The sequence below is a fragment of the Dactylosporangium sp. NBC_01737 genome (genome assembly GCF_035963215.1).
Classification (GTDB): domain Bacteria; phylum Actinomycetota; class Actinomycetes; order Mycobacteriales; family Micromonosporaceae; genus Dactylosporangium.
In genome coordinates this window covers 12,066,174-12,089,022 of sequence record NZ_CP109153.1, presented here as the reverse complement: position 1 = coordinate 12,089,022, position 22,849 = coordinate 12,066,174, and the positions used below count along the sequence as shown (strand labels likewise).

The 22,849-nt window shown below is 72.1% G+C and carries 17 protein-coding genes; 13 read left to right on the top strand and 4 right to left on the bottom strand.

Features of this window, described 5'->3' with window-relative positions; genetic code table 11:
- Window positions 1-81 precede the first annotated feature (81 nt).
- The 6 genes from eccCa to OHA72_RS55660 all read left to right on the top strand — a co-directional run bounded on the left by eccCa (window position 82) and on the right by OHA72_RS55660 (window position 8,731).
- Complete coding sequence (gene eccCa / locus OHA72_RS55685) at window positions 82-4,047, top strand: type VII secretion protein EccCa (protein WP_327004209.1); 3,966 nt, start codon at window positions 82-84, stop codon at window positions 4,045-4,047.
- 178 nt (window positions 4,048-4,225) lie between these two features.
- Entirely contained in the window at window positions 4,226-4,513 is a 288-nt protein-coding gene (locus OHA72_RS55680) for a WXG100 family type VII secretion target (protein WP_327004208.1), read from the top strand.
- A 17-nt stretch (window positions 4,514-4,530) separates the two neighbouring features.
- Window positions 4,531-4,809, top strand: coding sequence for a WXG100 family type VII secretion target (locus OHA72_RS55675; protein ID WP_327004207.1), 279 nt, complete (start codon window positions 4,531-4,533; stop codon window positions 4,807-4,809).
- Window positions 4,810-4,937: 128 nt separating this feature from the next.
- Complete coding sequence (locus tag OHA72_RS55670; protein ID WP_327004206.1) at window positions 4,938-5,504, top strand: hypothetical protein; 567 nt, start codon at window positions 4,938-4,940, stop codon at window positions 5,502-5,504.
- Between the two features lie 3 nt (window positions 5,505-5,507).
- Complete coding sequence (locus OHA72_RS55665) at window positions 5,508-6,854, top strand: WXG100 family type VII secretion target (RefSeq protein WP_327004205.1); 1,347 nt, start codon at window positions 5,508-5,510, stop codon at window positions 6,852-6,854.
- A 281-nt stretch (window positions 6,855-7,135) separates the two neighbouring features.
- Window positions 7,136-8,731: a S8 family serine peptidase gene (locus tag OHA72_RS55660; RefSeq protein WP_327004204.1), complete on the top strand. Its 1,596-nt coding sequence runs from the start codon at window positions 7,136-7,138 to the stop codon at window positions 8,729-8,731.
- Window positions 8,732-8,959: 228 nt separating this feature from the next.
- On the opposite strand, the gene mycP is transcribed toward OHA72_RS55660, so the two are convergent.
- On the bottom strand, window positions 8,960-10,315 hold the full coding sequence (gene mycP, locus OHA72_RS55655) for a type VII secretion-associated serine protease mycosin (protein ID WP_327004203.1): 1,356 nt from the start codon (window positions 10,313-10,315) through the stop codon (window positions 8,960-8,962).
- 59 nt (window positions 10,316-10,374) lie between these two features.
- Window positions 10,375-11,391 (bottom strand): zinc-dependent alcohol dehydrogenase, encoded by a 1,017-nt coding sequence (locus tag OHA72_RS55650; protein WP_327004202.1) that lies wholly within the window; start codon window positions 11,389-11,391, stop codon window positions 10,375-10,377.
- Window positions 11,392-11,419: 28 nt separating this feature from the next.
- Here OHA72_RS55650 and OHA72_RS55645 point away from each other — a divergent pair, with 28 nt between their 5' ends.
- A complete protein-coding gene (locus tag OHA72_RS55645) occupies window positions 11,420-13,138 on the top strand; it encodes an IlvD/Edd family dehydratase (protein ID WP_327004201.1) in 1,719 nt (572 codons plus the stop codon).
- 88 nt (window positions 13,139-13,226) lie between these two features.
- The gene (locus tag OHA72_RS55640; RefSeq protein ID WP_327004200.1) at window positions 13,227-13,871 is read left to right on the top strand and encodes a DUF5666 domain-containing protein; all 645 of its coding nucleotides are present in this window, start codon (window positions 13,227-13,229) and stop codon (window positions 13,869-13,871) included.
- 1,351 nt (window positions 13,872-15,222) lie between these two features.
- On the opposite strand, the gene OHA72_RS55635 is transcribed toward OHA72_RS55640, so the two are convergent.
- Entirely contained in the window at window positions 15,223-15,684 is a 462-nt protein-coding gene (locus OHA72_RS55635; protein WP_327004199.1) for a hypothetical protein, read from the bottom strand.
- Between the two features lie 36 nt (window positions 15,685-15,720).
- Window positions 15,721-16,407, bottom strand: coding sequence for a DUF4386 domain-containing protein (locus OHA72_RS55630; protein ID WP_327004198.1), 687 nt, complete (start codon window positions 16,405-16,407; stop codon window positions 15,721-15,723).
- Window positions 16,408-16,468: 61 nt separating this feature from the next.
- Here OHA72_RS55630 and OHA72_RS55625 point away from each other — a divergent pair, with 61 nt between their 5' ends.
- From OHA72_RS55625 to OHA72_RS55605, 5 genes are all read left to right on the top strand, one after another.
- Window positions 16,469-16,954, top strand: coding sequence for a MarR family winged helix-turn-helix transcriptional regulator (locus OHA72_RS55625; protein ID WP_327004197.1), 486 nt, complete (start codon window positions 16,469-16,471; stop codon window positions 16,952-16,954).
- A 56-nt stretch (window positions 16,955-17,010) separates the two neighbouring features.
- A complete protein-coding gene (locus OHA72_RS55620; protein ID WP_327004196.1) occupies window positions 17,011-17,541 on the top strand; it encodes a hypothetical protein in 531 nt (176 codons plus the stop codon).
- A gap of 447 nt (window positions 17,542-17,988) precedes the next feature.
- The gene (locus OHA72_RS55615) at window positions 17,989-18,192 is read left to right on the top strand and encodes a hypothetical protein (RefSeq protein WP_327004195.1); all 204 of its coding nucleotides are present in this window, start codon (window positions 17,989-17,991) and stop codon (window positions 18,190-18,192) included.
- A gap of 58 nt (window positions 18,193-18,250) precedes the next feature.
- Window positions 18,251-20,212 carry a collagen-like triple helix repeat-containing protein gene (locus OHA72_RS55610; RefSeq protein ID WP_327004194.1) on the top strand — a complete coding sequence of 654 codons (1,962 nt, stop codon included), beginning with the start codon at window positions 18,251-18,253 and terminating at the stop codon, window positions 20,210-20,212.
- An 82-nt stretch (window positions 20,213-20,294) separates the two neighbouring features.
- Entirely contained in the window at window positions 20,295-22,727 is a 2,433-nt protein-coding gene (locus OHA72_RS55605; protein ID WP_327004193.1) for a DUF2334 domain-containing protein, read from the top strand.
- Window positions 22,728-22,849 lie beyond the last annotated feature (122 nt).

Here is a 22,849-nt window from a genome sequence, read left to right as displayed (position 1 = left end):
CATACGATGACCGCATCACGCGGTGCCCCGTCTCCTTCGAAGTGGCGGACCCCAGGCACCGCGACGCACAGGAGGAGACACGTGAGCACCGTCGTCTTCCGCAGGCCGCCCCGCCGCCCAGGGCCCCAGCTGCCCCGTGGTGAGCTGCTGCTGGAGTCGCCCCCGGAGCTTCCGGAGCGGCTGCCGAAGGGCTTCGGGCAACTGCTGATGATCCTGCCGATGATCTGCGGCGTGGGGGCGATGGCGTTCCTGTACACCGGCGGTGGTCGCGGCGCGGGCCCCATGATGTGGATCGTCGGTGGTCTCTTCGGCGTGTCGATGATCGGCATGGCGATCGGCTCGATGAATTCCGGCGGCGGCGACTCGAAGGCCGAGCTGGACGCCGAGCGGCGCGACTACATGCGCTACCTCGCCCAGGTGCGCCGGCAGGCCCGGCGCGCCGCGTCGCAGCAGCGGGCCGCGCTGCTGTGGCAGCACCCGGCGCCGGACGTGCTGTGGTCCGTCGCGGCGTCGAAGCGCCGGTGGGAGCGGCGCACCACCGACGACGACTTCGGCCAGGTCCGCATCGCGCTGGGCGCCCAGCGGCTCGCGGTCGCGATCATCCCGCCGGAGACGAAGCCGGTCGAGGACCTCGAGCCGATGACCGCGATCGCGCTGCGGCGCTTCATCCGCGCCCGGCAGACGGTGCCGGACCTGCCGATCGCGGTGTCGGCCCGCTCGTTCAGCCGGATCGTGCCGCGCGGTGACCGGCCCGTCGTGACCGACCTGGTCCGCTCGATGCTGTGCGAGCTGGCGACGCTGCACTCGCCCGACGACGTGAAGATCGCCGTCGTCGCCGCGCCCGAGCGGCGCGGGGAGTGGGAGTGGGTCAAGTGGCTGCCGCACGCCCAGCACGACCGGCAGACCGACGCGGCGGGCGCGGTGCGCCTGATGTTCGACTCGATGACCGATCTCGAGGACGTCCTCGAGGACGAGCTGCACAGCAGGTCCCGGTTCGCGCCGGAGCTGCGGCCGCTCACCACGGCACCCCACCTGGTCGTGGTGGTCGACGGCGGCGAGGTGGCACCCACCTGCCAGCTGCTCGGCATCGGCCTGCACGGCACCACCGTCGTCGATCTTTCCGGCACGGTACCGCGTGACTCCGGTCGCTGGCTGCTGTCACTGCAGGTGACCGCCGACGGCATCGCCGCCGACCAGGGCAAGCGGCTCACGCCGCTGGGCGTCCCGGACCGGGTCAGCGTGATCGCCGCCGAAGGCCTCGCCCGGCAGCTCGCGCCGTACCGGCTGTCGCAGCAGACGACGTCGGAGGAGCCGCTGTCGCGCAGCATCGAGCTGCCGGACCTGCTCGGCATCGGTGACGCCGCCGCGGTCGACCCGCTGCTGACCTGGCGGCCCCGGCCCAACCGGGAGAAGCTGCGGGTGCCGATCGGCGTCGGCCCCGACGGCCAGCCGGTGGACCTGGACTTCAAGGAGTCGGCGCAGGACGGCATGGGCCCGCACGGCCTGATCATCGGCGCGACCGGCTCCGGCAAGAGCGAGCTGCTGCGCACCATCGTGGTGTCGCTCGCGATCACGCACTCCTCGGAGGACCTCAACTTCGTCCTCGTCGACTTCAAGGGCGGCGCCACGTTCGCGTCGCTGGACGTGCTGCCGCACACCAGCGCCGTCATCACAAACCTGTCCGACGAGCTGCCGCTGGTCGACCGCATGCAGGCCGCGCTCAACGGCGAGATGGTGCGCCGGCAGGAGCTGCTGCGGGCCGCCGGCAACTACGTGTCACGCTTCGAGTACGAGAAGGCGCGGCTGGCCGGCGAGCAGCTGGCGCCGCTGCCGAGCCTGCTCATCATCTGCGACGAGTTCAGCGAGCTGCTCGCCGCGAAGTCGGAGTTCATCGACCTGTTCGTGATGATCGGGCGGCTCGGCCGGTCCCTCGGTGTGCACCTGCTGCTGGCCAGCCAGCGCCTCGAGGAGGGCCGCCTGCGCGGCCTCGATACGCACCTGTCCTACCGGGTGGGCCTGCGGACCTTCTCCGCCGTGGAGAGCCGCGTCGTCCTCGGCGTGCCCGACGCCTACGAGCTGCCCAGCGCCCCCGGCCACGGCTACCTGAAGACCGACACCACGACGATGACCCGCTTCCGGGCCGCCTACGTGTCCGGCACCTACCGCCAGGCCGGCCTGGTGCCGCGCTCGCAGGCGACGGTACGGATGCAGATCGTGCCCTACGGTACCCAGCACATCCCGGTGCCGGACCTGCCCGAGGAGGAGCCGGAAGAGGTCCCGGAGGCCGAGTCCGGCCGCGGCGAGACCATGCTCGACGTGATCGTCGGCAAGCTGCGCGGCCGCGGCACGCCCGCGCACCAGGTGTGGCTGCCGCCGCTCGGCGAGTCCGCGACCCTCGGCGAGCTGCTCGGCGCGCTGACCGTCGACGAGCGCCGCGGCCTGGTCGCCACCGGCTGGCCCGGCACCGGCCGGCTCACCGCCCCGATCGGCCTGGTCGACCGGCCCTTCGAGCAGCGCCGCGACCCGCTCGTCGTCGAGCTCGACGGCGCCGCCGGCAACGTGGTCCTCGTCGGCGGCCCCCAGTCGGGCAAGAGCACCGCGCTGCGCACGCTGATCAGCTCCCTCGCGCTGACCCACAGCCCGTGGCAGGTCCAGTTCTTCTGCCTCGACTTCGGCGGCGGGGCCCTGCGCTCCCTGGCCGGGCTGCCGCACGTCAGCGGCGTCGCCGCCCGGCGCGAGGGCGAGGCGGTCCGGCGCACGGTGGCCGAGGTCACAGCGCTGCTCGACGAGCGGGAGGCCCGGTTCACCGAGCTGGCCGTCGACTCGATCGCCACGTACCGGCGGGCCCGCAACGCCGGCGAGGTCACCGACGACCCCTTCGGCGACGTGTTCCTCGTCATCGACGGCTGGAGCACGATCCGGGAGCACTACGAGGAGCTCGAGCCGCGCATCACGTCCCTCGCGGCCCGCGGCCTCGGCTTCGGCATCCACGTCGTGCTCGCCGCGAACCGCTGGGGCGAGGTCCGCACCAACCTGCGCGACCTGCTCGGCACCCGCGTCGAGCTGCGGCTGGGCGACCCGACGGAGTCCGAGGTCGACCGCCGGGCCGCGGTGAACGTGCCCGAGCGCTCGCCCGGCCGCGGCCTCACCCACGACAAGCTGCACTTCCTCGCGGCGCTGCCACGCATCGAGGGTGGCAACGGCGTCGAGGACCTGGCCGCCGGCGCCGCCGACCTGGTCCGTCAGGTCCGGGAGGCCTGGCCCTTCCAGCCTGCGCCGCCGGTACGGCTGCTGCCGAAGATGCTGCCGCGGGTCGAGCTGATGAAGCTCGTCGAGCAGCGCCCGGCGCGCCAGGGGGTGCCGATCGGCATCAACGAGACGCACCTCGCCCCGGTGCACCTGGACTTCGCCGCCGAGCCGCACCTGCTCATACTCGGCGACGCCGAGTCGGGCAAGACCGGGCTGCTGCGGCTCATCGCCCGCAGCATCATCGAGACGAAGACCCCGCACGAGGCGCGGCTGTTCGTCGCGGACTTCCGGCGCGGCCTGCTCGGCGTCGTGGACCCCGAGTACCTGCTGGACTACGCCCCGTCCCACTCGGCGCTCAACGAGATGATGCCCAACATCCGGGGCGCCATCAACGACCGGCTCCCGGGCCCCGACGTCACCGCCGACCAGCTTCGCAACCGCAGCTGGTGGCGGGGACCCGACCTGTACATCATGGTCGACGACTACGACCTGGTCGCGCTGCCGGGCAACAACCCGCTGACCCAGCTCATGGAGCTGCTGCCGCAGGCGCGGGACGTGGGCCTGCACCTGATCCTGACCCGCCGTGTCGGTGGTGCCTCACGCGCCCTGTTCGAGCCCGTCATCCAGCGCCTGCGCGAGCTGGATTCGCCCGGTTTCCTGATGTCCGGCAGCCGCGAGGAGGGCCCGCTGTTCGGCGACCTCCGCCCCAGCCCGCAGCCGCCGGGGCGCGGTACGCTCGTTCGCAGAAGCGATGGCCGGCAGCTCGTGCAGACCGCCTGGATCGATCCTGTGCCATGATGTTGGCGGTTCAGGGCTGCGCAAACTTGCACAACTCCGATACCGTCACATGGAGAAACACCATCGTCGATGACCGCGGTGCGACCGTACGGGGGCTTTCCAAGTGCCTTGTCCCGCGGGACGGACTGAGAAGGGGTGAATGAGCGTGACGCAGCCGACGAGAGTCGATGCAGCGACCATGCACGCTGCCGCGAAGGACGTTCGTGCCACGCACGGCACCGTCAACGGCAAGCTGACAGAACTGCGGGGCGCGATCGATGATCTCGTCGCCGCGTGGAAGGGTGACGCCTCCGCAGGCTTCACGCAGGTGATGACGCGCTGGGACCAGGACTCGGCGAAGCTGCTCACCGCCCTCACCGACATCGCGGACCTCCTCGACAAGGGTGCCAACACGCACCAGGCCAACGAGGAACAGCAGACCGCGATGATGAACAAGTACGGCAACTCACTCAACTACGGCAGCTGAGAGCGGAGGGGATAGCGATGTCGTACTTCCAGACGAACTACGCCCAGATGGAAACTGCCTCGCACACCATCAAGGGCATCTCCAAGGCGATCGACACCGAGCTGGACACGCTGCGCCTGCGGCTGCAGAACATGACCTGGGACGGTAAGGACCGCGAGGCCTACAACCAGCACCAGGCCCAGTGGGACGCCGCCGTCAAGGACATGAACAACCTGCTCAACGAGATCGGTGGGGCCGTGGGTATCGCCCGGACCAACTACATCACGACCGAGATGGAAAACGCTCGGGTCTGGTAGTTCGTAGCCTCGACCGCTTCGCTGGTCGGTTCGGCTGAACGGATCGGCGTGGCACCATCGGTGCCACGCCGGTCCCGTCTCGCGGGCCGCGTGCCGTCGCGGTCCGCACGCATGAGAGGAAGGCCGCCATGGGGGAGCCACCTGCACTGCCCAAGGACTCCGACGTCAATGTCGAGCAGATCGAGAAGCTGCCCGCATTGCTCAAGACGTTGCAGGGCTACGTGGAGACGTACTGCATCGGGCAGATGACGAACATCCGCGAGCACCTGGACATGTCCGGCCTCGACATGGAGGCCGTCGACATGAAGCTCAACGGGCAGGCGACACCCTTCGGCGGTTTCTACAGCGCGTTCGGCATCCAGGCGAAGGCCGACGGGGCGTACAAGTCGGTGAACAAGTCACTGCACGAGCTCGCGAAGCACCTCGGCAAGATGATCGGCCCGACGGAGAAGATCGCGCAGAACTACCGCACCTCCGAGGAGCGCAACCGCGCCAGCATGGCCGACATCAAGAAGCTGCTCGACGAGGGCAAGTACACGGCGATCGACCAGACCGCGGTGGACAACCGCAATGACACGGACCCAGCGGCGCAGGATCCTCACACGATCACCAAGCACGACACGACGACCCTCGCGCCCGCGTCGTTCGACGGCCAGCAGCCGGGCTCCGGCACCGGGTCCACGGAGGTGGTCTAGGACATGGGCGACGAGACCGATCCCAGCAGCTTCACCGACAAGCAGTACACGGAGCCGACGAAGTCCCAGGACGGCGGCTGGTTCGGCGACTCCTACGCCAACGAGGGCGACCCCTCCTGGGAAGACGTCATCGCGATGGTCGTCATCCCCGGCAGCCCGGCGCGCATCAAGCAGGCCGCGGACGAGTGGACGGCGCTGCTGAGCCGCCTCGCCGAAGTCGAGCGGGTGCTCAAGGCGGTCAAGTCGGACCTGGAGACGTGGAAGGGCGCCGGCGGTGACCAGTACCGCAGCCATCTGGACATGATGACCACCAGCATCCAGAAGGTCATCGACGACAACACGAACCTGCCGCACTACCTGCACCTGGCGGCCGGTGACCTGGAGAGCGCGATCGCGAAGATCCCGATCCCGGACGACATGATCGCCGAGGTGATGGCGGCCAAGCAGGGCTACATCGACCACGGGATGATCTCCGACACCTGGGGCCCGAACGCGATCTACCAGTACCTGCTGCCGGTGTACGGCAACAAGTGGTTCGACGAGGCACGCGAGTTCTTCACCTGGGACTGGGCCTCCAACAAGCTGCGTGACTGGATCTCCAGCCAGGACAACAAGGCCAAGGACGCCTACCACCAGCTGGCCAAGCAGCACGTCAACACGATGGCCCAGATCCCCGGCAGCGACCCCGTCGGCTTCAACGATCCACGCGAGCCCGCCATCCCGGACACCTTCGGCGGCCCGCCCGGCGGTGGGGGCGGCGGCATGCCCAAGACGAAGATTCCGGGCGGCCTGGACCCCAAGCTCGGCGGCGACCCAAACCTTGACGACATGACCAACCCGCCCGGCACCAACCTCACCGACCCCAACCTGACCAACCCCGGCGGCTACGACCCTGACGACCTGCCCGGCACCGGCCTGGCCGGTGCGGGCGGCGGCCTCGTCGGCGCCGGCCCCGGTGCGGGCGGCCTCGGCGCCGGCGCCGGTGGCATCGGCCCCGGCAGCGGCGGCCTGGGCGCCGGCGGCCTCGGTGCGAGCGGCCTCGGCCGCGGCGCCGGTGGCATGGGCGGTGGCATGGGCGCAGGCATGATGCCCGGCATGGGCATGGGTGGCGCGGGTGCCGGCCGTGGTGCCGGCCGCGGCGTCACCGGAGCGGGCGCGGGCAAGGGCGGCGTCCGCGGCGCCGGTGCGGGCGCGGGCAGAGGCGGCGCGGGCGGCCTCCGCGGCGGGATGATGCCGGGCGCCGGTGGCGCCCACGGCGGTGGAGAGGGCGAGGACCACACGACGTGGCTCCAGGAGGACGAGGACCCGTGGGGCTCCGACAGCGAAGCACCGCCTTCGGTGCTGGGCTGATCCCTGTGCCCGACCCTGAAATGCCGGCGGCGGCCGGAAGGCCCCGCCGGTCGGCGACCGCGCCCGCTCCGGCCACGCCACGGTCGGCTCCGGCGTTGGCACGACGTATTGCGGCGTTCGTGGCACGACCGGCCGCGCCGGCTCCGACCCTGCCGGCTCCGACCCTGCCGGCTCCGGCCGCTGCGCGGTCGGCTCCGGTGGCGGCGCGATCCGTTTCGGTGGCGGCTGTTTCGGTGCCGGCCGTCGGTGTGCGGCGGACGGTGGGCGGGTTCGTCCGGCGGATGACCGCGGTCGTCGCCGCCGGGATCCTGTTCGGCCTCTCCGGCGGCGTCGCGTCCGGTCTCGTCGCGCCGGGGGCCGCGTACGCCGACTCGGTCCGCGAGCGGCAATGGTGGATCGCTCCGATGAAGCTGACGCAGACGCAGAAGATCGCGCAGGGCGACGGCGTCGTCGTCGCGGTCATCGACTCCGGGGTCGACGCGACCCACCCGGACCTCAAGGGTGCCGTGCTGCCCGGCACCGGCATGCTCGGCAGCACCAGCGCCAAGGGCTGGGACGACCCGCACGGCCACGGCACGATCATCGCGGGGATCATCGCGGCCCGGGGCGGCAGCAGCAACATGCAGATGCTGGGCGTCGCGCCGAAGGCGAAGATCCTGCCGATCGCGCTGCCGGTCCCGTTCGCGGGCAGCATCAGCGGACCCATCCACTACGCGGTGGACAACGGCGCGAAAATCATCAACATGTCGTTCGGCGGCAAGGACGACGTCGTCCGCCAGGACGACCTCGACGCGATCGCGTGGGCCCGGTCGAAGGGCGTCATCCTCGTCGCCGCCGGCGGCAACACCACCCAGGGCGACGAGCACGTCCCGCACCCCGGCAGCTACAAGGGCGTCATCACGGTCAACGGCACCGACCGCGACGGCAACCTGTGGAGCGGCGCGCTGCAGGACGACACCATGGAGATCGCGGCGCCGGCCCAGGACGTCATCAGCACCATGCCCAAGAAGGTCTCCGCCTCCGGCTTCGGCACCGGATCTGGCACGAGCAGCGCCACCGCGATGGTGTCCGGCACCCTTGCCCTGATCTGGTCGAAGTACCCGCAGCTCGACGGGGCCAACGTCATCAACCGCCTGTTCAAGACCGCCGTCGACAAGGGCCCGGCCGGCCGTGACGACCGGTTCGGCTGGGGGCTCATCGACCCTCTGGCCGCCGTCACCGCCGACGTGCCGGCCGTCACCGCCGACCCGCTCGGCCCCGTCGCGGCGGGCACGGCCAGCGCCGCACCCGGTGCCACCTCCGCGCCCGGCTCCGGCGACGACGACTTCGGCACCCCGGCGATCCGCACGGCCATCGTCGCCGGTGTCGGCCTGGTGGTCATCACCATCGTGATCCTCGCCATCGTGCTGCCGATCCGTGCGATGAACCGCCGCCGCGAACGCGCCGCCGCGGCCCGGTCCGGCTTCGGCCCGCCAGGTGGTCCCGGGTATCCGCCGCCGGGCTATCCGCCGGCCGGGTATCCGCCGCCGCCCGGGTACCCCACGGGACCCGTCACGGGGCAGCAGCCGCCGGTCGGGCAGTTCCCGGGTGGCAACCCGCCGACGAACCCGGCCGGGTTCCGCCCCGGCGGCACCGCACAGTTCCCCGCGACCGGTCAGCCGCCGCCCGGGCACCCGCCGGCGGGCACGGCCGCGTTCCCGGCAACCGGTCAGCCGCCCGGATATCCGCCGGCAGGGACGGCCGCGTTCCCGGCGACCGGTCAGCCGCCCGCGGGCACGGGTGCCTTCCCGGCGACCGGGGCGCAGCCCGCGGCCGGTCCGCCGGCACCCAGGCCTCCGCGGTGGGAGCCGCCGCCGGGCCAGCAGGACCAGCGCTGACCAGCAGGCCCCACGGCCGCGGTCAGGCCAGCCGGGCGAAGGTGCGAGGCCGGGCGTCGGCGCGTCCTGATCGAAGGTGCGTGCTGGTCGCGCCGATGACCACAACCGTCCTTCGATCACCCCACGGCGGGGTCGGAGCGGGCGGAACGGTGGGTGGTGCCGACCAGGGGAGTGGCGGACGGTGTACACCGGCGAACGGTGAAATCACGCGGCCCTGGAGCGGGGTGGTCAGCGGTTGCCGCCGCCGGTGCTGGACGTCGGCATGGTCATCCGGCGGGACGCGTTGGCCTGGCCGCGGGACGACGGGCTGCGGTGCACCGTTGGGGGGCGAACGTTCAGGGGGCCGTTGAGCGTCGGCTCGAAGTCGTCGCGGCCCCGCGACCCTGGCCTGCGCTCGCCGCGGGGGAGTGCGGCGACCGGCACGCCGCGCTGCCTGCGACGGGCCCGCTGCACGAGCAGCCCGGCCCAGATGAGCGCCGCGATGAGCACCGCGGCGAACGCGGTCCAGATCTCCGGCAGCTGCGACTCCGGCCGCTTGACGCCGCTTTCGCGGACGAGGCCGACCGGGGGAGCCGCGCCCGCGGCACCGGTGTCGAGGAGCGCGGCGACCGCGCGGTACGGGTTGACGGTGCCGAACCCGACCTGCGGGTCGCGGCCGGACGGTGGGTGGTCGGCGGTGGCGGTGATCCGGTCCGTGATCTGCTGCGGCGTCAGGTCCGGGTAGTAGGCGCGCAGCAGCGCGGCGGTGCCGGCCACGTAGGGCGCGGCGAAGCTCGTCCCGCCGCCGGAGCGCAGGCCGAACCCGCCGCCCTGCGGTGCCGGGCCCTGGATGCGCACGCCGGGCGCGGCGACGTCGACGTAGTCGCCGGACGTGGAGGTGGCGACGTGCTTGTCCTGCTCGTCGACGCCCGCGACCGCGATCACGCCGTCGTACGCCGCCGGATACGCCGGCTGGTTGGCGTTCTGCGCGGTGCCGTCGTTGCCGGCCGCGGCGACCACGATGACGTTCTGGCTCAGCGCGCGGCTCACCGACGCGGCGAGCTTCGGGGTCGGCTGCGTCACCAGCGAGAGGTTGATGACGCCCGCGCCATGGTCGACGGCGTAGTCGATGGCGGTGGCGATGATGTTCGGCAGGTCCCGGTCGAACGACTCCTGGTCGTTCTCCATGACCCGGATCGGCAGGATCTTCGCGCCGGGGGCGACACCGTAGAACCCGGCACCCGGCAGGCGCAGCCCGGCGATGATCCCGGCGACGAACGTGCCGTGCGCCGCCTGGTCGCAGTCGCCGACACCCGTGCTCTGCACGAAGTCCTTGCCCGGCAGGACCTGGTCCTTCAGCGACGGGTGGATCGTGGACACCCCGGAGTCGATGACGGCGACGATGACCCCGTCGCCCTTCGTCATCGGCCACGCCAGCTCGGGGTGCAGCCGGGTCAGGGGCCACGGCGTCTCGGTCAGCTTGTCGGTGTAGCTCGGCCCGCACGCCGACGGCGCCGCGGCGGCCTGACCTGGGACCGCGAGCACCGCGCAGGCGGCGACCAGCCCGGCGACCGCCTGAGCGCCGATCCGTCGAATGTGCCGCACGTGCGACAGGGTATCGCGCGGCCCCTGCCCCGCGCGGCCCTGTCCCGCGGCGGGCCGGGTCACGGCAGCGACGGGTCGATGTGCACCTTCGGGGCGGCGCCCCACACGGCCGGGCGGGCACCGGACAGCGCCGACGCCGCCTCCGACAGTCCGATCGTCGCCGCGACGAGGGGACGCGGGTCGACGGCACCGGAGGCGTACAGCTCGACCGTGCCGGCGAGACCACCCGACGCGCTGAGCACACCGACCGCGGTCACGTCCTTGAGCGCCAGGGTCCGCGAGTCGAGCAGGCTCGGCGTCCCCGACAACCCGATGAACACCACCCGCCGGCCAGGCTCGACGAGATCCAGGGCCGTGGCCGGGGACGTGGCGGCGTTCGAGGCGTCGACGACCGCGTCCCAGCGCAGCGGCGGCAGCGTGTCCGCCGTCCAGACCTCCCCGCAGCCGAGCCCGCGGGCGAACCCGACCGACGCCGGTGTGACGCCGAGCAGGTGCACCTCGACGCCCTGGGCCGCGGCGATCTGCGCGACGAGCAGCCCGATCGTGCCCGGGCCGAGGACGAGCAGCCGCTCACCTGGGCGCAGCGCGGCACCTCGGACGGCGCGCAGCGCGTTGCCACCGGGTTCGACGAGCGCGCCGAGGGTCGGGTCGACCGTCGGCGGCAGGGCGTGCAGCGCGCCGGCCGGCACCAGGAGCCGCTCGGCGAGTGCGCCGGGCCACCCGTGGCGGATGCCGATCTCGTGTCGCGCATTGCACAGGTGCTGGCGGCCGGACGTACACCTGCCGCAGCCGCCACACCCGAGCATCGTGTCGCCCGTGACCCGGCGCCCGACCCACCCCGCGTCGACGCCGGGTCCCGCGTCGCGGACCACGCCGGACCACTCGTGGCCGATGCGGATCGGGTATTGCGCCTGGCCGTCGTGCAGGTAGGACATCTCGCCGGTGAAGAACTCGACGTCCGTGCCGCATACGCCGGCCCGCTCCACGTCGACGACGACCTGCCCCGGACCGGCGGCCGGTTCGGCGACGTCCTGGACCTCAGCCCGCCGGGGGCCGATGATGACGAATGCGCGCACGGGTTCCATCTTCCGGGAAGCAGGTCAGATGTCAGAACTGCGCAGTGCCGAGTGGTACGCGGGCGACGGTCGCAACGCCTACATCCACCGTGCCTGGATGCGTCGCGGACTCCCCGACGACGCGCTGGACGGCAGCCGCCCCCAGATCGCCATCGCCAACACCGCCTCGGACCTGACCCCCTGCAACCGCCACCTCGACGAGGTCGCCGAGCACGTCAAGCGCGGTGTCTGGGAGGCCGGCGGGGTGCCGCACAACCTGCCGGTCGTGTCGCTCGGCGAGACACAGGTACGCCCGACCGCGATGCTGTGGCGCAACATGGCCGCGATGGCGATCGAGGAGATGCTGCGCGCCAACCCGATCGACGGCGTCGTCCTGCTCGGCGGCTGCGACAAGACGATCCCGGCGCTGCTCATGGCCGCCGCGTCGGTCGACCTGCCCGCCGTGGTCGTGCCCGGCGGCCCCATGCTCACCGGCACGTTCCGGGGCGTGCCGCTGGGCTGCGGCACCGACGTGTGGCGGCTGTCGGAGGAGGTACGGGCGGGCACCCTCAGCTCACAGGGGTTCCTGGACTCGGAGTCCTCGATGATCCGCAGCCGCGGGCACTGCAACACGATGGGCACCGCCTCGACGATGGGCCTGCTCGCCGAGGCCCTCGGCATGACGCTGCCCGGCACCGCGGGCATCCCGGCCGCCGACAGCCGCCTGCTGGCCCGCGCGCACGCGACCGGCGCGCTCGCCGTCGACCTGGTCCGTGCCGATCGCCGTCCCAGCACCGTCATGACGGCCGCGTCGATGCACAACGCGATCGTCACCCTCGCGGCGACGGGTGGCTCGACCAACGCCGTGGTGCACCTGCTGGCGATCGCGGGCCGGCTCGGTGTCCCGCTCACCCTCGACGACTTCGACCGGATCGGCGCCGCGGTGCCGCTGCTGGTGGACCTGCAGCCGGCCGGCCGGTACCTGATGGAGGACCTGTACCGCGCCGGTGGCGTGGCGGCCGTGCTTCGCGAGGTGCTGGACCTGCTCGATCCGTCGGCGATCACCGTCACCGGCGAGCCGTTCGTGTCGCCGTTGGGGGCGGCCGAAATTTGGGATAATTCGGTCATCCGGTCGCGGTCGTCGCCGGTGCAGCCGCATGCCGGGATCGCCGTCCTGCGCGGCAACCTCGCGCCCGCGGGCGCCATCATCAAGCCCGCCGCGGCGACGCCCGCGCTGCTGCAGCACCGCGGCCCGGCCGTGGTCTTCGACTCCATCGAGGACTTCCACGCCCGCATCGACGACCCCGCTCTGGATGTCGACGAGTCCTCGGTACTGGTGCTGCGCGGCTGCGGCCCGAAGGGGTACCCGGGCATGCCGGAGGTGTCCAACATGCCGCTGCCCGAGAAGCTCCTGCGCGCCGGCGTCCGGGACATGGTCCGCATCTGCGACGGCCGCATGAGCGGCACCGCGTACGGCACCGTCGTCCTGCACGTGGCGCCCGAGGCGGCGGCCGGCGGTCCCCTCGACCGCGTCCGCACCGGCGACCCGGTCGTGCTGGACGTGGCCGGCCGTTCGCTCACCGTGGACGTGCCGCAGGCCGAGTTCGACGCGCGCCCGCCGTCGCAGGCGCTCCTCGACAGTCTCGCCCGCCCCCGCCGCGGCTGGGAACGCCTCTACGTCGACACCGTCCTCGGCGCCGACACGGGCGCAGACTGCGACTTCCTGCTCGGCTCGTCCGGCCCGCGGGTCAGCCGGGAGTCGCACTGACCCCCGCGCCAATGCCACCCGCACGATTCACAGGCAATCCGAATGTTCATGGCACGCTGCGCACAGGTGTGGCCATGACGCTCGAGCGATGACCGAACCTACCTCCGGTGCCCCCGTCTGGGCGGACCCGTCGCCTCCTCCGTCGCCACTCACCACCCGCCCGTCGCGCTGGAAGGTCGGCGTGGTCGCCGCGGTCTCGGCCGTGATCGTCGTCGGCGGCGGCGTGGCGGTTGCCAACGCCGCCACGTCCTCGGCAAAACAGCAGAGCCCGGGCGGCTACGGCCGTCCGGGCGGTTACGGCGGCGGCGGCCCGGGCGGCGGGGGCCCGGGCGGCGGGGGCCCGGGCGGCGGGGGTCCCGCCGGCGTTCGTGGGGGCGCGGAGCTGTCGCGCGCCCTGCACGGCGACTACGTGGTGAAGGACAGCAACGGCAAGTACGTCACCCAGCGCCTCCAGTCCGGCACCGTCACCGCCGTCAGCGCCACGTCGATCACCGCGAAGAGCGAGGACGGTCACGAGACCACGTTCACCGTTGACGCCACCACGAAGGTCAACGGCGGCAACTCGAAGATCGCCGATGTGAAGACCGGCGACCAGGTCACCGTCGTCGGCCTCGTCTCCGGCTCGACGGTGACCGCAACCTCGATCACCGACGCGAAGCTGCGCCCGTCCACCAGCCCCGGCGCCGGCAGGCCCACGGCCCGCCCCACCGGCAGCCAGCGCCCGCCCCGCTGACCCCGCGCTCCCCGCCCGCGTGCCGCCGCGTGTCGCGGGGTGTCGCCGGGTGTCGCCGGGTGTCGTGATCGAAGTCGTCCTGTGGTTGCCCGGACGACCACGGGACGACTTCGATCATGGAGTTCCAGTCTCACTCGCTCTCCAGCCGCCCGCTGCGGCCTCCGTTTTCACGCTGAACGCACGGCCGTCGCGCGTTCACCGGTCGCGCGACCGCGGCTGCTCATGCCGACCGTGCAGCTCGACAACCCGGCGTCGCGGAATCTCTGCAACGTGGCATCGCCCCCGGACGTTCCAGCGGCTCGGCGCTGCCGCTCTACGGCCGGCAGCGCCGACGCCTGTGCAACAGCCCTACCCAGCAGCGGCTGCTCTGCCCAGCCTCGCGACCGCATGTCACCGCGAGGTTCGACGGATCCTCATCGGGAGCCCGGCCGCGACGCGCAACGTGAGAGCACCGCTCAGGACCGACACGGAGATGCGCCGCGGCGCGGTGATGCGGCTGCGGCGGCGCGGCCGTGCGGCGCGGTGACGTGCTGCGGCGCCATGATGCGGGTGTGGCGGCACCCGCTGACCCGCACGGCGCCGATGGCCGAACAACCCGAAGGATCCCCGGGGTCCGGGCACCGGGGATCCTTCGGGTTGCCGGGGCGGCGATGCGGCGATGCGGCGTGGTGATGCAGGTGCGGCCACGTGCGGTGATGTGGTGCGGGCGGCACCCACTGACCCTCACGGCGTCGGCAGGACGCCCGGTGATGCGGCGCGGTGATGCCGGCAGCGTGGCGCGGCGGGTGCGGTGAGTGGCGCGGCGTCGTGATGTGGGTGTAGCGGCGCGCGGCGCGGTGTTATGCGGCGGCGGGCATGAGTGCGCGAGGCGGCGCAGTGATACGGGCGCGGTGCGGTGATGTGGTGTGGCGTCGTGATGCGGCAATGGCAGCGCCGGGGCGCGGCGCGGTGTTACGGGGCGGTGGGCGTGAGTGCGCGACGTGACGCGGTGATGCGGCGCGGCACATTGATGCGGTGCAGCGTGGTGCGGCGCGGTGGTGTGCGGCATCGTCATGCTGGCGGCGGCACGGCGGCACGGCGGCACGGCGGCACGGCGGCACGGCGGCACGGCGGCACGGCGGCACGGCGGCACGGCGGCACGGCGGCACGGCGGGGCTGGTGGTGCGATGTGGCGTGTTGATGCGGGAGGTGTGCGAGGCCGTTGCGGCGATGGGATACGTCGCGGGTGCGGTGATGCGGGGCGCCATTGGCCGGGCGGGTCTGGCGCGACAGGGACGAGCGGGGACGGGTGTGGTGGTGGGCGTCTGGCCCGGAGCCGGTGGTGGCCAGGGTGGTCGGTGGGGAGATGGGGTCAGGTGTCGTACGCGCCGTCCCAGGGTGGGTCGAAGCCGAGTGTGTCGGGGAGGAACTCGGCGTGGTCGTGGCCGTCGTACAGGTCTGAGCCGTCGACCAGGCCGAACACGTGGCCGTCCACCTCCACGTGGAAGAGGCCGATCGCGATGTTGCCGAACCTGTGGTCGGGCAGGGCTTTGATCTGCTCGGTGAGGTGGGCCTTGGCGCGTTTGACGGCGGCGCGTTCCTGCTCGCTGGTGCCGGCGAACCAGATCTGCGAACCGGTGTGCGCGCCGGTGGGGTCGAAGCGGTGCAGGACGGCATACCAGCGCTTGTGCGGGCGCCAGTCCGGCTCGGCGCCGGCGCCGGGCTCCAGGGTGGCGGTGACGGAGCCGAAGAACTGGCCGCCGGCGTAGTGGCCGATGTGGCTGGTGCGGTAGCCGCGGACGTGCGCGATCGGCACGCGGTCGGGGATGGCCATGGCGGGCACGCTAGCGCCGGGGTGTGGTGGGGAGCGTCAGGCGTTGGCCTGGTTTCGGTGGAGGGGGAGCTTGAAACCGGCCACGATCAGCCAGGCAAGACCGGCGAACCTGGCAACCGGCAGGAGATAGGCGGCGCCCTCGAGCAGCAGGCTCAGGGTCGCGAGCTCGGCGACGGCGGCGACGGCCAGGCCTGCCCAGGCGAGCCAGCGGGGCAGCAGGCCGACGAGGAGTCCCGGCACGGCGATCCCGGCGAGCAGCAGGCCCAGTGGCACCACGTGGCCGGGGCCGCCGGTGGCGAAGGCGAGCAGTTGCAGGGGGCGGATGAGGTCCGGCGTACTGGTCACGGCGGGCTGGGACAGGACCCAGCTGAGCAGGCCGGAGCAGGCGAGGAACGCGGCGGCGAGCAGGCCGCCGGCGAGTGCGATGGTGGCGCCGGGTGCGCGGATGCCGAGCTGGTGCAGGCGGGCCGAGGCGGTCGCCGCGTAGATGGCGAGGGGGATGGCGGCGGCGAACTGGAGCGCCCCGCCGACGCGGACTGCAAGGTCGTGGTCCTGGAAGTACGCGACGATCGGGCCCGCCTCGCCGAACGGTGACGGGAACGGGGTGCCGCCCGCGAGCGCCGTGCCGAGCACCAGGCCGGCGATGAACAGGGCGGTGACGACGATGCCGAGGACGCCGAGCGGCGGGCCGCCCTGGGTGGTGGTGCGGGGGGCGGTGACCATGGGAAGTTCCTTCAGTCGGATGAATGGTTCACTTGGATGAATGATTCAGTACACTAGCGGGGTGAGTAGTCCTGGGCAACCCCCGCAGGGCGCGGCGTTCCTGATCGCGCAGGTCGGTGCGCACGCGGCCGGCCGGTTCGCCGAGCGCGTCGAAGATCTCGGCCTGACGCCGCCGGAGGTCGGGCTGCTGCGCATGATCGCCGGGGCGCCGGGGCGCAGTCAGCAGGCGGTCGCGGCCGACATGGGTGTGGTGCCGAGCCGGGTCGTCGCGATCCTCGACATGCTCGATCACAAGGGTCTGGTCGAGCGGCGGCAGGGCGCGACCGACCGGCGGCACCACGCGCTGCACCTCACCGACGGCGGCCGGCAGGTGCTCATGGAGATGCGGCAGCTCGCGCGGGCCCACGACGACGACCTCTGCGCGGCACTGGACGCCGAGGAGCGCACGCAACTCGCCGGGCTCCTGCAGCGCATCGCCGACCAGCAGGGTCTCACTCCGGGTGTCCACCCTGGATACCGTCAGCTCGGCGGCAGGCGGAAGCGCTGACGCAGGGCGGCCCTGACTGGACCGGATGCCCGGTGTATCCATTACGGTCTACGACCATGACCGCACCACAGCGCGCCGATTTCACCTCGGCCGGCATGGGGGCCCGTGTCGTCGCGCTCGTGGGCGCCCTGGGCGCGGTGCTCGCGATGAGCATGCCGTGGGCCAGCGAGGACAAGACCGGCGTCGCCACGAGCGGCGAGACGCTGCTGCTGAGCGGTGGCGTCGAGTGGACCGGCTGGGGCATCTACGGTGCGAGCCGCCTCGACGGTCACCGGCCGGTGTCGCTGACCGTGGCGATGATCCTGATCGCCGGCACCGTGCTGGTCGCGATCGCCGCCTGGGTCGCGTTCGAGCGGGCGCAGCGCCGGTGGCTGGCGCCGGCGACCGCCGCCACGGCCGTGATCATGCTGATCGTCAGCTTCCCCGGCCTGGAGAGTGTGAGCGGGCGCTTCGGCGCCGGGCACGTCACTGTGACCGAGTTCGGCATCGTCGTGTGGCGGCTCGCCGTCGCCGCGGTCGCCCTCGGCTCGACCCGCCTCGCCCTGCTCCAGGAAACCGCGCAACCGGTGCGCCCCGAAGCGACCTGACGCCCGTCGGCTGTCACGCCGCTGTGCGGTCATTGGGCGCCCGCTGCGTGGCGTTTTGCTATGGTACGCCCAGAGCCGGCCACGTTCCGTAACCGCTCCGGCACGGTGCGACGCCGGGTGTCATCCGACCGGGTCGGCAGGGTGCCACTCGGTTGCTGACAACCTCACCGCACCCTGGCGGCTACCTTAAGTGGACCAGCCATTCAGGGCTGGCGGGGAAAGCGATGATCCACCGGGCGTCCTTGGTCGCCAGTTTGGTCCGGTGGGGAGCCAGTGGCGAAACCGGACCCGTTTTCAGGTGACTACCGCGGGAGTACCGGTGTGCGTATCCACGCGCCCTCAGGCGCAGCAATGAATCGCTGAACCACAGTCATTCCTTTTCTTTGCCCTCGTCCATTCGAGGGTTTCTCAAGCATGCCGTGCCACGGCGGGAACCGGAGGTCTTCCGTGCTGAAGAAAGCAGCGATCGGCGTCGGAGCCGCAGTTGCCGCGGTGGCCCTGGCCGCCGTGATCTACCTGGCCGCGGCGCATCAGACGCCGGCCGCCGACGCCGGAGTCGTCTCCCGGCCGGCGAGCCGCAGCGAATTGCAGCCGCCCCCGAATCCCGACCAGCTGAAGCCGTCCGAACGCGTCGTCATCACCAGTAAATAGCGAAGCAGTCGTCACCGACATACGTACCGCCCCGATTCAACAGAACCAGGAGAACTGCGTGTTCCGCTCGAAGAAGCAGAAGATCGCCGCCATCGGTGCGACCGCCGCGGCTGTGCTCGTCGGTGTCGGCTCCGCCGCTTTCGGCGCCATTCCGGCCAGCAACACCGGCGTCATCACCGGTTGCCGCGACAAGAACACCAGCGCGCTGCGGGTCATCGACTACCAGGCCGGCACGCGGTGCAGGAACAGCGAGCAGATGGTCCAGTGGAACCAGAAGGGCGCGACCGGCGCGACCGGTGCCACGGGTGCCACCGGCCCCCAGGGCGCGACCGGCGCGAGGGGCCTGCCGGGCGCCACCGGCCCGGCGGGCGCCAAGGGCGCGACGGGTGCGACCGGCGCCACGGGTGCGACCGGCGCCAAGGGCGCGACCGGAGCGACCGGCGCCAAGGGCGAGACCGGTGCAGCCGGTGCCGCCGGTGCGAAGGGCGAGACGGGCGCGCAGGGTGCTCAGGGTGCTCAGGGTGCTCAGGGTGCTCAGGGTGCTCAGGGTGCTCAGGGTGCTCAGGGTGCTCAGGGCGCTGCCGGTGCCCAGGGTGCTCAGGGTGAGAAGGGCGAGACCGGCGCTGCCGGTGCGCAGGGTGCTCAGGGTGAGAAGGGCGAGACCGGCGCTGCCGGTGCGCAGGGTGCTCAGGGTGCTCAGGGCGAGAAGGGCGAGACCGGCGCCGCCGGCGCCCAGGGTGCCCAGGGCGAGGCCGGTGCCGCCGGTGCGCAAGGTGCTCAGGGTGAAAAGGGCGAGACCGGCGCCCAGGGCGCTCAGGGCGAAGCCGGCGCTGCCGGTGCGCAGGGTGCTCAGGGTGAGAAGGGCGAGACCGGCGCTGCCGGTGCGCAGGGTGCTCAGGGTGAGAAGGGCGAGACCGGCGCTGCCGGCGCTGCCGGCGCCCAGGGTGCTCAGGGTGAGAAGGGCGAGACCGGTGCCCAGGGCGTCCAGGGCGAGAAAGGCGAGACCGGTGTCCAGGGCGAGAAAGGCGAGACCGGTGCCCAGGGCGAAAAGGGCGAGACCGGTGCCCAGGGCGAAAAGGGCGAGCAGGGCCTCCAGGGCATCCCCGGCATCAACGGCGCCGACGGTGCCCAGGGCCCGCAGGGCGAGAAGGGCGACAAGGGCGAGACCGGCGCGCAGGGCGAGAAGGGCGAGACCGGCGCCGCCGGTGCCGCGGGTGCCGACGGCGCTTCCGGCACCGTCGGAGCTCAGGGCGAGAAGGGCGAGACCGGCGCGCAGGGCATCCAGGGCGTGCAGGGGATTCAGGGCATGCCCGGCCTCAGCGCGTACGACGTGGCCCTCGCCAACGACCCCACCATCGGCACCCCCGCGGAGTGGCTCGCCTCGCTGGTCGGCGTGAACGGCGTCGACGGCAAGGACGCGTACCAGCTCGCCGTCGACATGAACGCCTTCTCCGGCTCGCCGGAGGAGTGGCTGGCCTCGCTCAAGGGCAAGGACGGCGCGGCCGGTGCCGCGGGTGCCGACGGCGCCACCGGTGCGACGGGCGCGACGGGCGCGCAGGGCGCCGCCGGCGCGCAGGGTCCGGCGGGACCGGCCGGTGCCGCGGGTGCGAACGGCTCGGTCTGGCTGACCGGCGCGGGTGCCCCGGCGGGCGCGAGCGGCGCGGTCGGCGACCTGTACCTGGACACCGCGACCTCCAACGTCTACAAGAAGACCGCGGCGACCACCTGGACGCAGACCGCGAACATCAAGGGCGCCACGCCCACGGTGACGGCCACCAGCGGGACCAAGCAGGGCACGCTGAACATCAACTCCGGCACGTCGTCGAACAACACGCTGAACGTCACCTGCGACAACGCCGGCATCGCGATGCTCGGCACCTGGACCGAGTCCGGCTCCGGGTCCGTGACGCAGACCGGCGGCAAGCAGTCGACCGACGGCAAGACCTGGCAGTTCACCTTCTCGCACAGCGGCAGCTCGAACACCGTGACCGCACTGGTCACCTGCGTCAGCTTCAGCTGAACCACCCCGCGGAGCGGCCCGGGCACCCACGCCCGGGCCGCTCCCACCCGTACACCTGAAACCTGAGCGAAAGCGAGCACCTGTGCGCACTGTGGTGAAGCTGGTGGCGTCGACGATCGTCGGCACCATCGCCGCGGGTGGCCTGGGCACGGCGGCACACGCCGCGGGGCCGGCCGTCAGCGGGGTCACGCCGAAGAACGGGACGACCGGCATTGCCGTCGGCGTCCGCCCGACGATCACCTACGCCGACGCGGTCGACCCGGCCGCGCTGCGGTACTCGTTCGTCAAGACCAGCGGTGGCGCGGCCGTCGCGTCGTACTACGCGTACGACGTGCCGACGCACACGTTCACGTTCACGCCGCGGGCCGCGCTCGCCGAGTCGACGAAGTACACGATGACGGTGAAGGTCAGCACGTCGACCTACACGTGGTCGTTCACGACCGGCGTCACCGACCGGGTCGCGCCGAGCGTGCCGGGCGTGCCGGGCGTCACCGATGTCACCACCACGGGCGCCACGGTCAGCTGGGGCGCCTCGACCGACGCCGTCGGTGTCACCGGCTACCAGGTGTTCGACAACGGCACGCTGAAGGCGACCGTCACCGGCACCTCCACCACCCTCGCCGGCCTCGAGCCGACCACGGCGCACAGCGTGACCGTCAAGGCGATCGACGCCGCGAACAACGTCTCCGCTGCGTCGGTCCCGGTCGAGTTCACCACGCTGACGCCGCCCCCGCCGCCGGACACGGTCGCGCCGAGCGCGCCGGGTGCCCCCGTCGCGAGCGCCCTGACGTCGACCGGTGTGACCCTCACCTGGGCCGCCTCGACGGACAACGTGGGCGTCAGCCTGTACACCATCAGCGGCGGGCCGACCGTGGTCACCTCGACCGTCAACAGCGTGACGCTGACGGGGCTGTCGCCGCTGACCGCCTACGCCTTCACCGTCCAGGCCGCCGACGCCGCCGCGAACACGTCCGCGGTGTCGCCGAGCACGGTCGTCACGACCCCGGCCACGCCGATCGCGAACGGTGTCAACGGCACCGGCATCCCGGGCTCCACCGGCAAGACCCTGGTGCTGTACGACACCACCGGCCCGTACGGCTTCCTCGGCGAGCAGTACGCCATCGCCACCGCGAACCTCAGCTCCCACTTCGGCGACTGGACCGCCCAGCCGGTGACCAGCTACGTGGCCGGCGAACTCGAGCAGTTCCAGGCCGTGGTGTACCTGGGCAGCACGTACGACGAGCCGCTGCCCGTGGCGTTCCTCGACGACGTGACCGCCACCACGAAGCCGGTCGTCTGGATCTACGACAACATCTGGCAGCTGACCGCCCGTGACCCGAACTTCGTCGCCGACCACGGCTTCACGTGGACCAGCTTCGACGTGTCCTCGGTGTCGCAGGTGCAGTACAAGGCGAAGAACTTCAGCCGGGACCCGCAGAACGGCGCCGGCATCATGAACACCACGATCAGCGACGCCACCAAGGCCGCGCCGGTCGCGACCGCGGTCCGCGCCGACGGCACGACGCTGCCGTGGGGCGTGCGGTCGGGCAACTTCACCTACCTCGGTGAGATCCCGTTCTCCTATATCAGCGCCGACGACCGGTACGTCGCGTTCTCCGACATGCTCTTCGACGTGCTCGCCCCGGCGACCACCGAGCGGCACCGGGCCCTGGTCCGCATCGAGGACGTCGGCCCCGACGCGGAACCCAGCGAGCTGCGGGCGATCACCAACTACCTGTACAGCAAGAACATCCCGTTCTCGGTGGCCGTCTACTCCCGCTACCGCGACCCGCTGGGCGCCAACACCGGCGGCGTGGCCGAGGACTACACCCTCGCGGACCGTCCCCTGGTCGTGGCCGAGCTCAAGTACATGCAGTCGCACGGCGGTACCTTGCTGATGCACGGCTACACGCACCAGTACGAGAGCATGATCAACCCGTACAACGGGGTCAGCGCCGACGACTTCGAGTTCTACACCGCGCACGTCGACCCGGTGACCAACTACGTCATCTACGACGGTCCCGTGCCGACCGACTCGCAGGCCTGGGCGCAGAGCCGCATCGACGGGGCATTCGCGGCCTTCGCCGCGGCCAGGCTCACCAAGCCGACCATCTTCGAGTTCCCGCACTACGCCGGCTCCGACGCCTCGAACCGCGCCGTCGCGGCGACGTTCAAGACCCGCTACGACCGCGGCCTGTACTCCGTCGGCGCGCTGGGCGGCGGCACGCTGGACAACACGCGGATCTTCGGCCAGTTCTTCCCGTACACGGTGCGCGACATCTACGGGGTGCTGACCGTGCCGGAGAACATCGGCAACATCGAGCTGGAGCCGTTCAACAACCACCCGGCGCACCTGGCGGCCGACATCGTCGCCTCGGCGGAGCTCAACAAGGTCGTGCGGGACGGTGTGGCGAGCTTCTTCTTCCACCCGTACGTGCCCGTCAGCTACCTGCAGGACACCGTGACGGGTATCCAGGCGGCCGGCTACACGTTCGTCCCGGCCTCAGCGATGTAACGACCGTTCGGACGCGGAAAGGCCGGTGCCCCCAGCGCCGGCCTTTCTGTCTGCCCGGGGGACAGCTCCGCACCTCGATTGCACCTAAATTCGACATGTCATCAAATTTCGCTTGTAGCAGC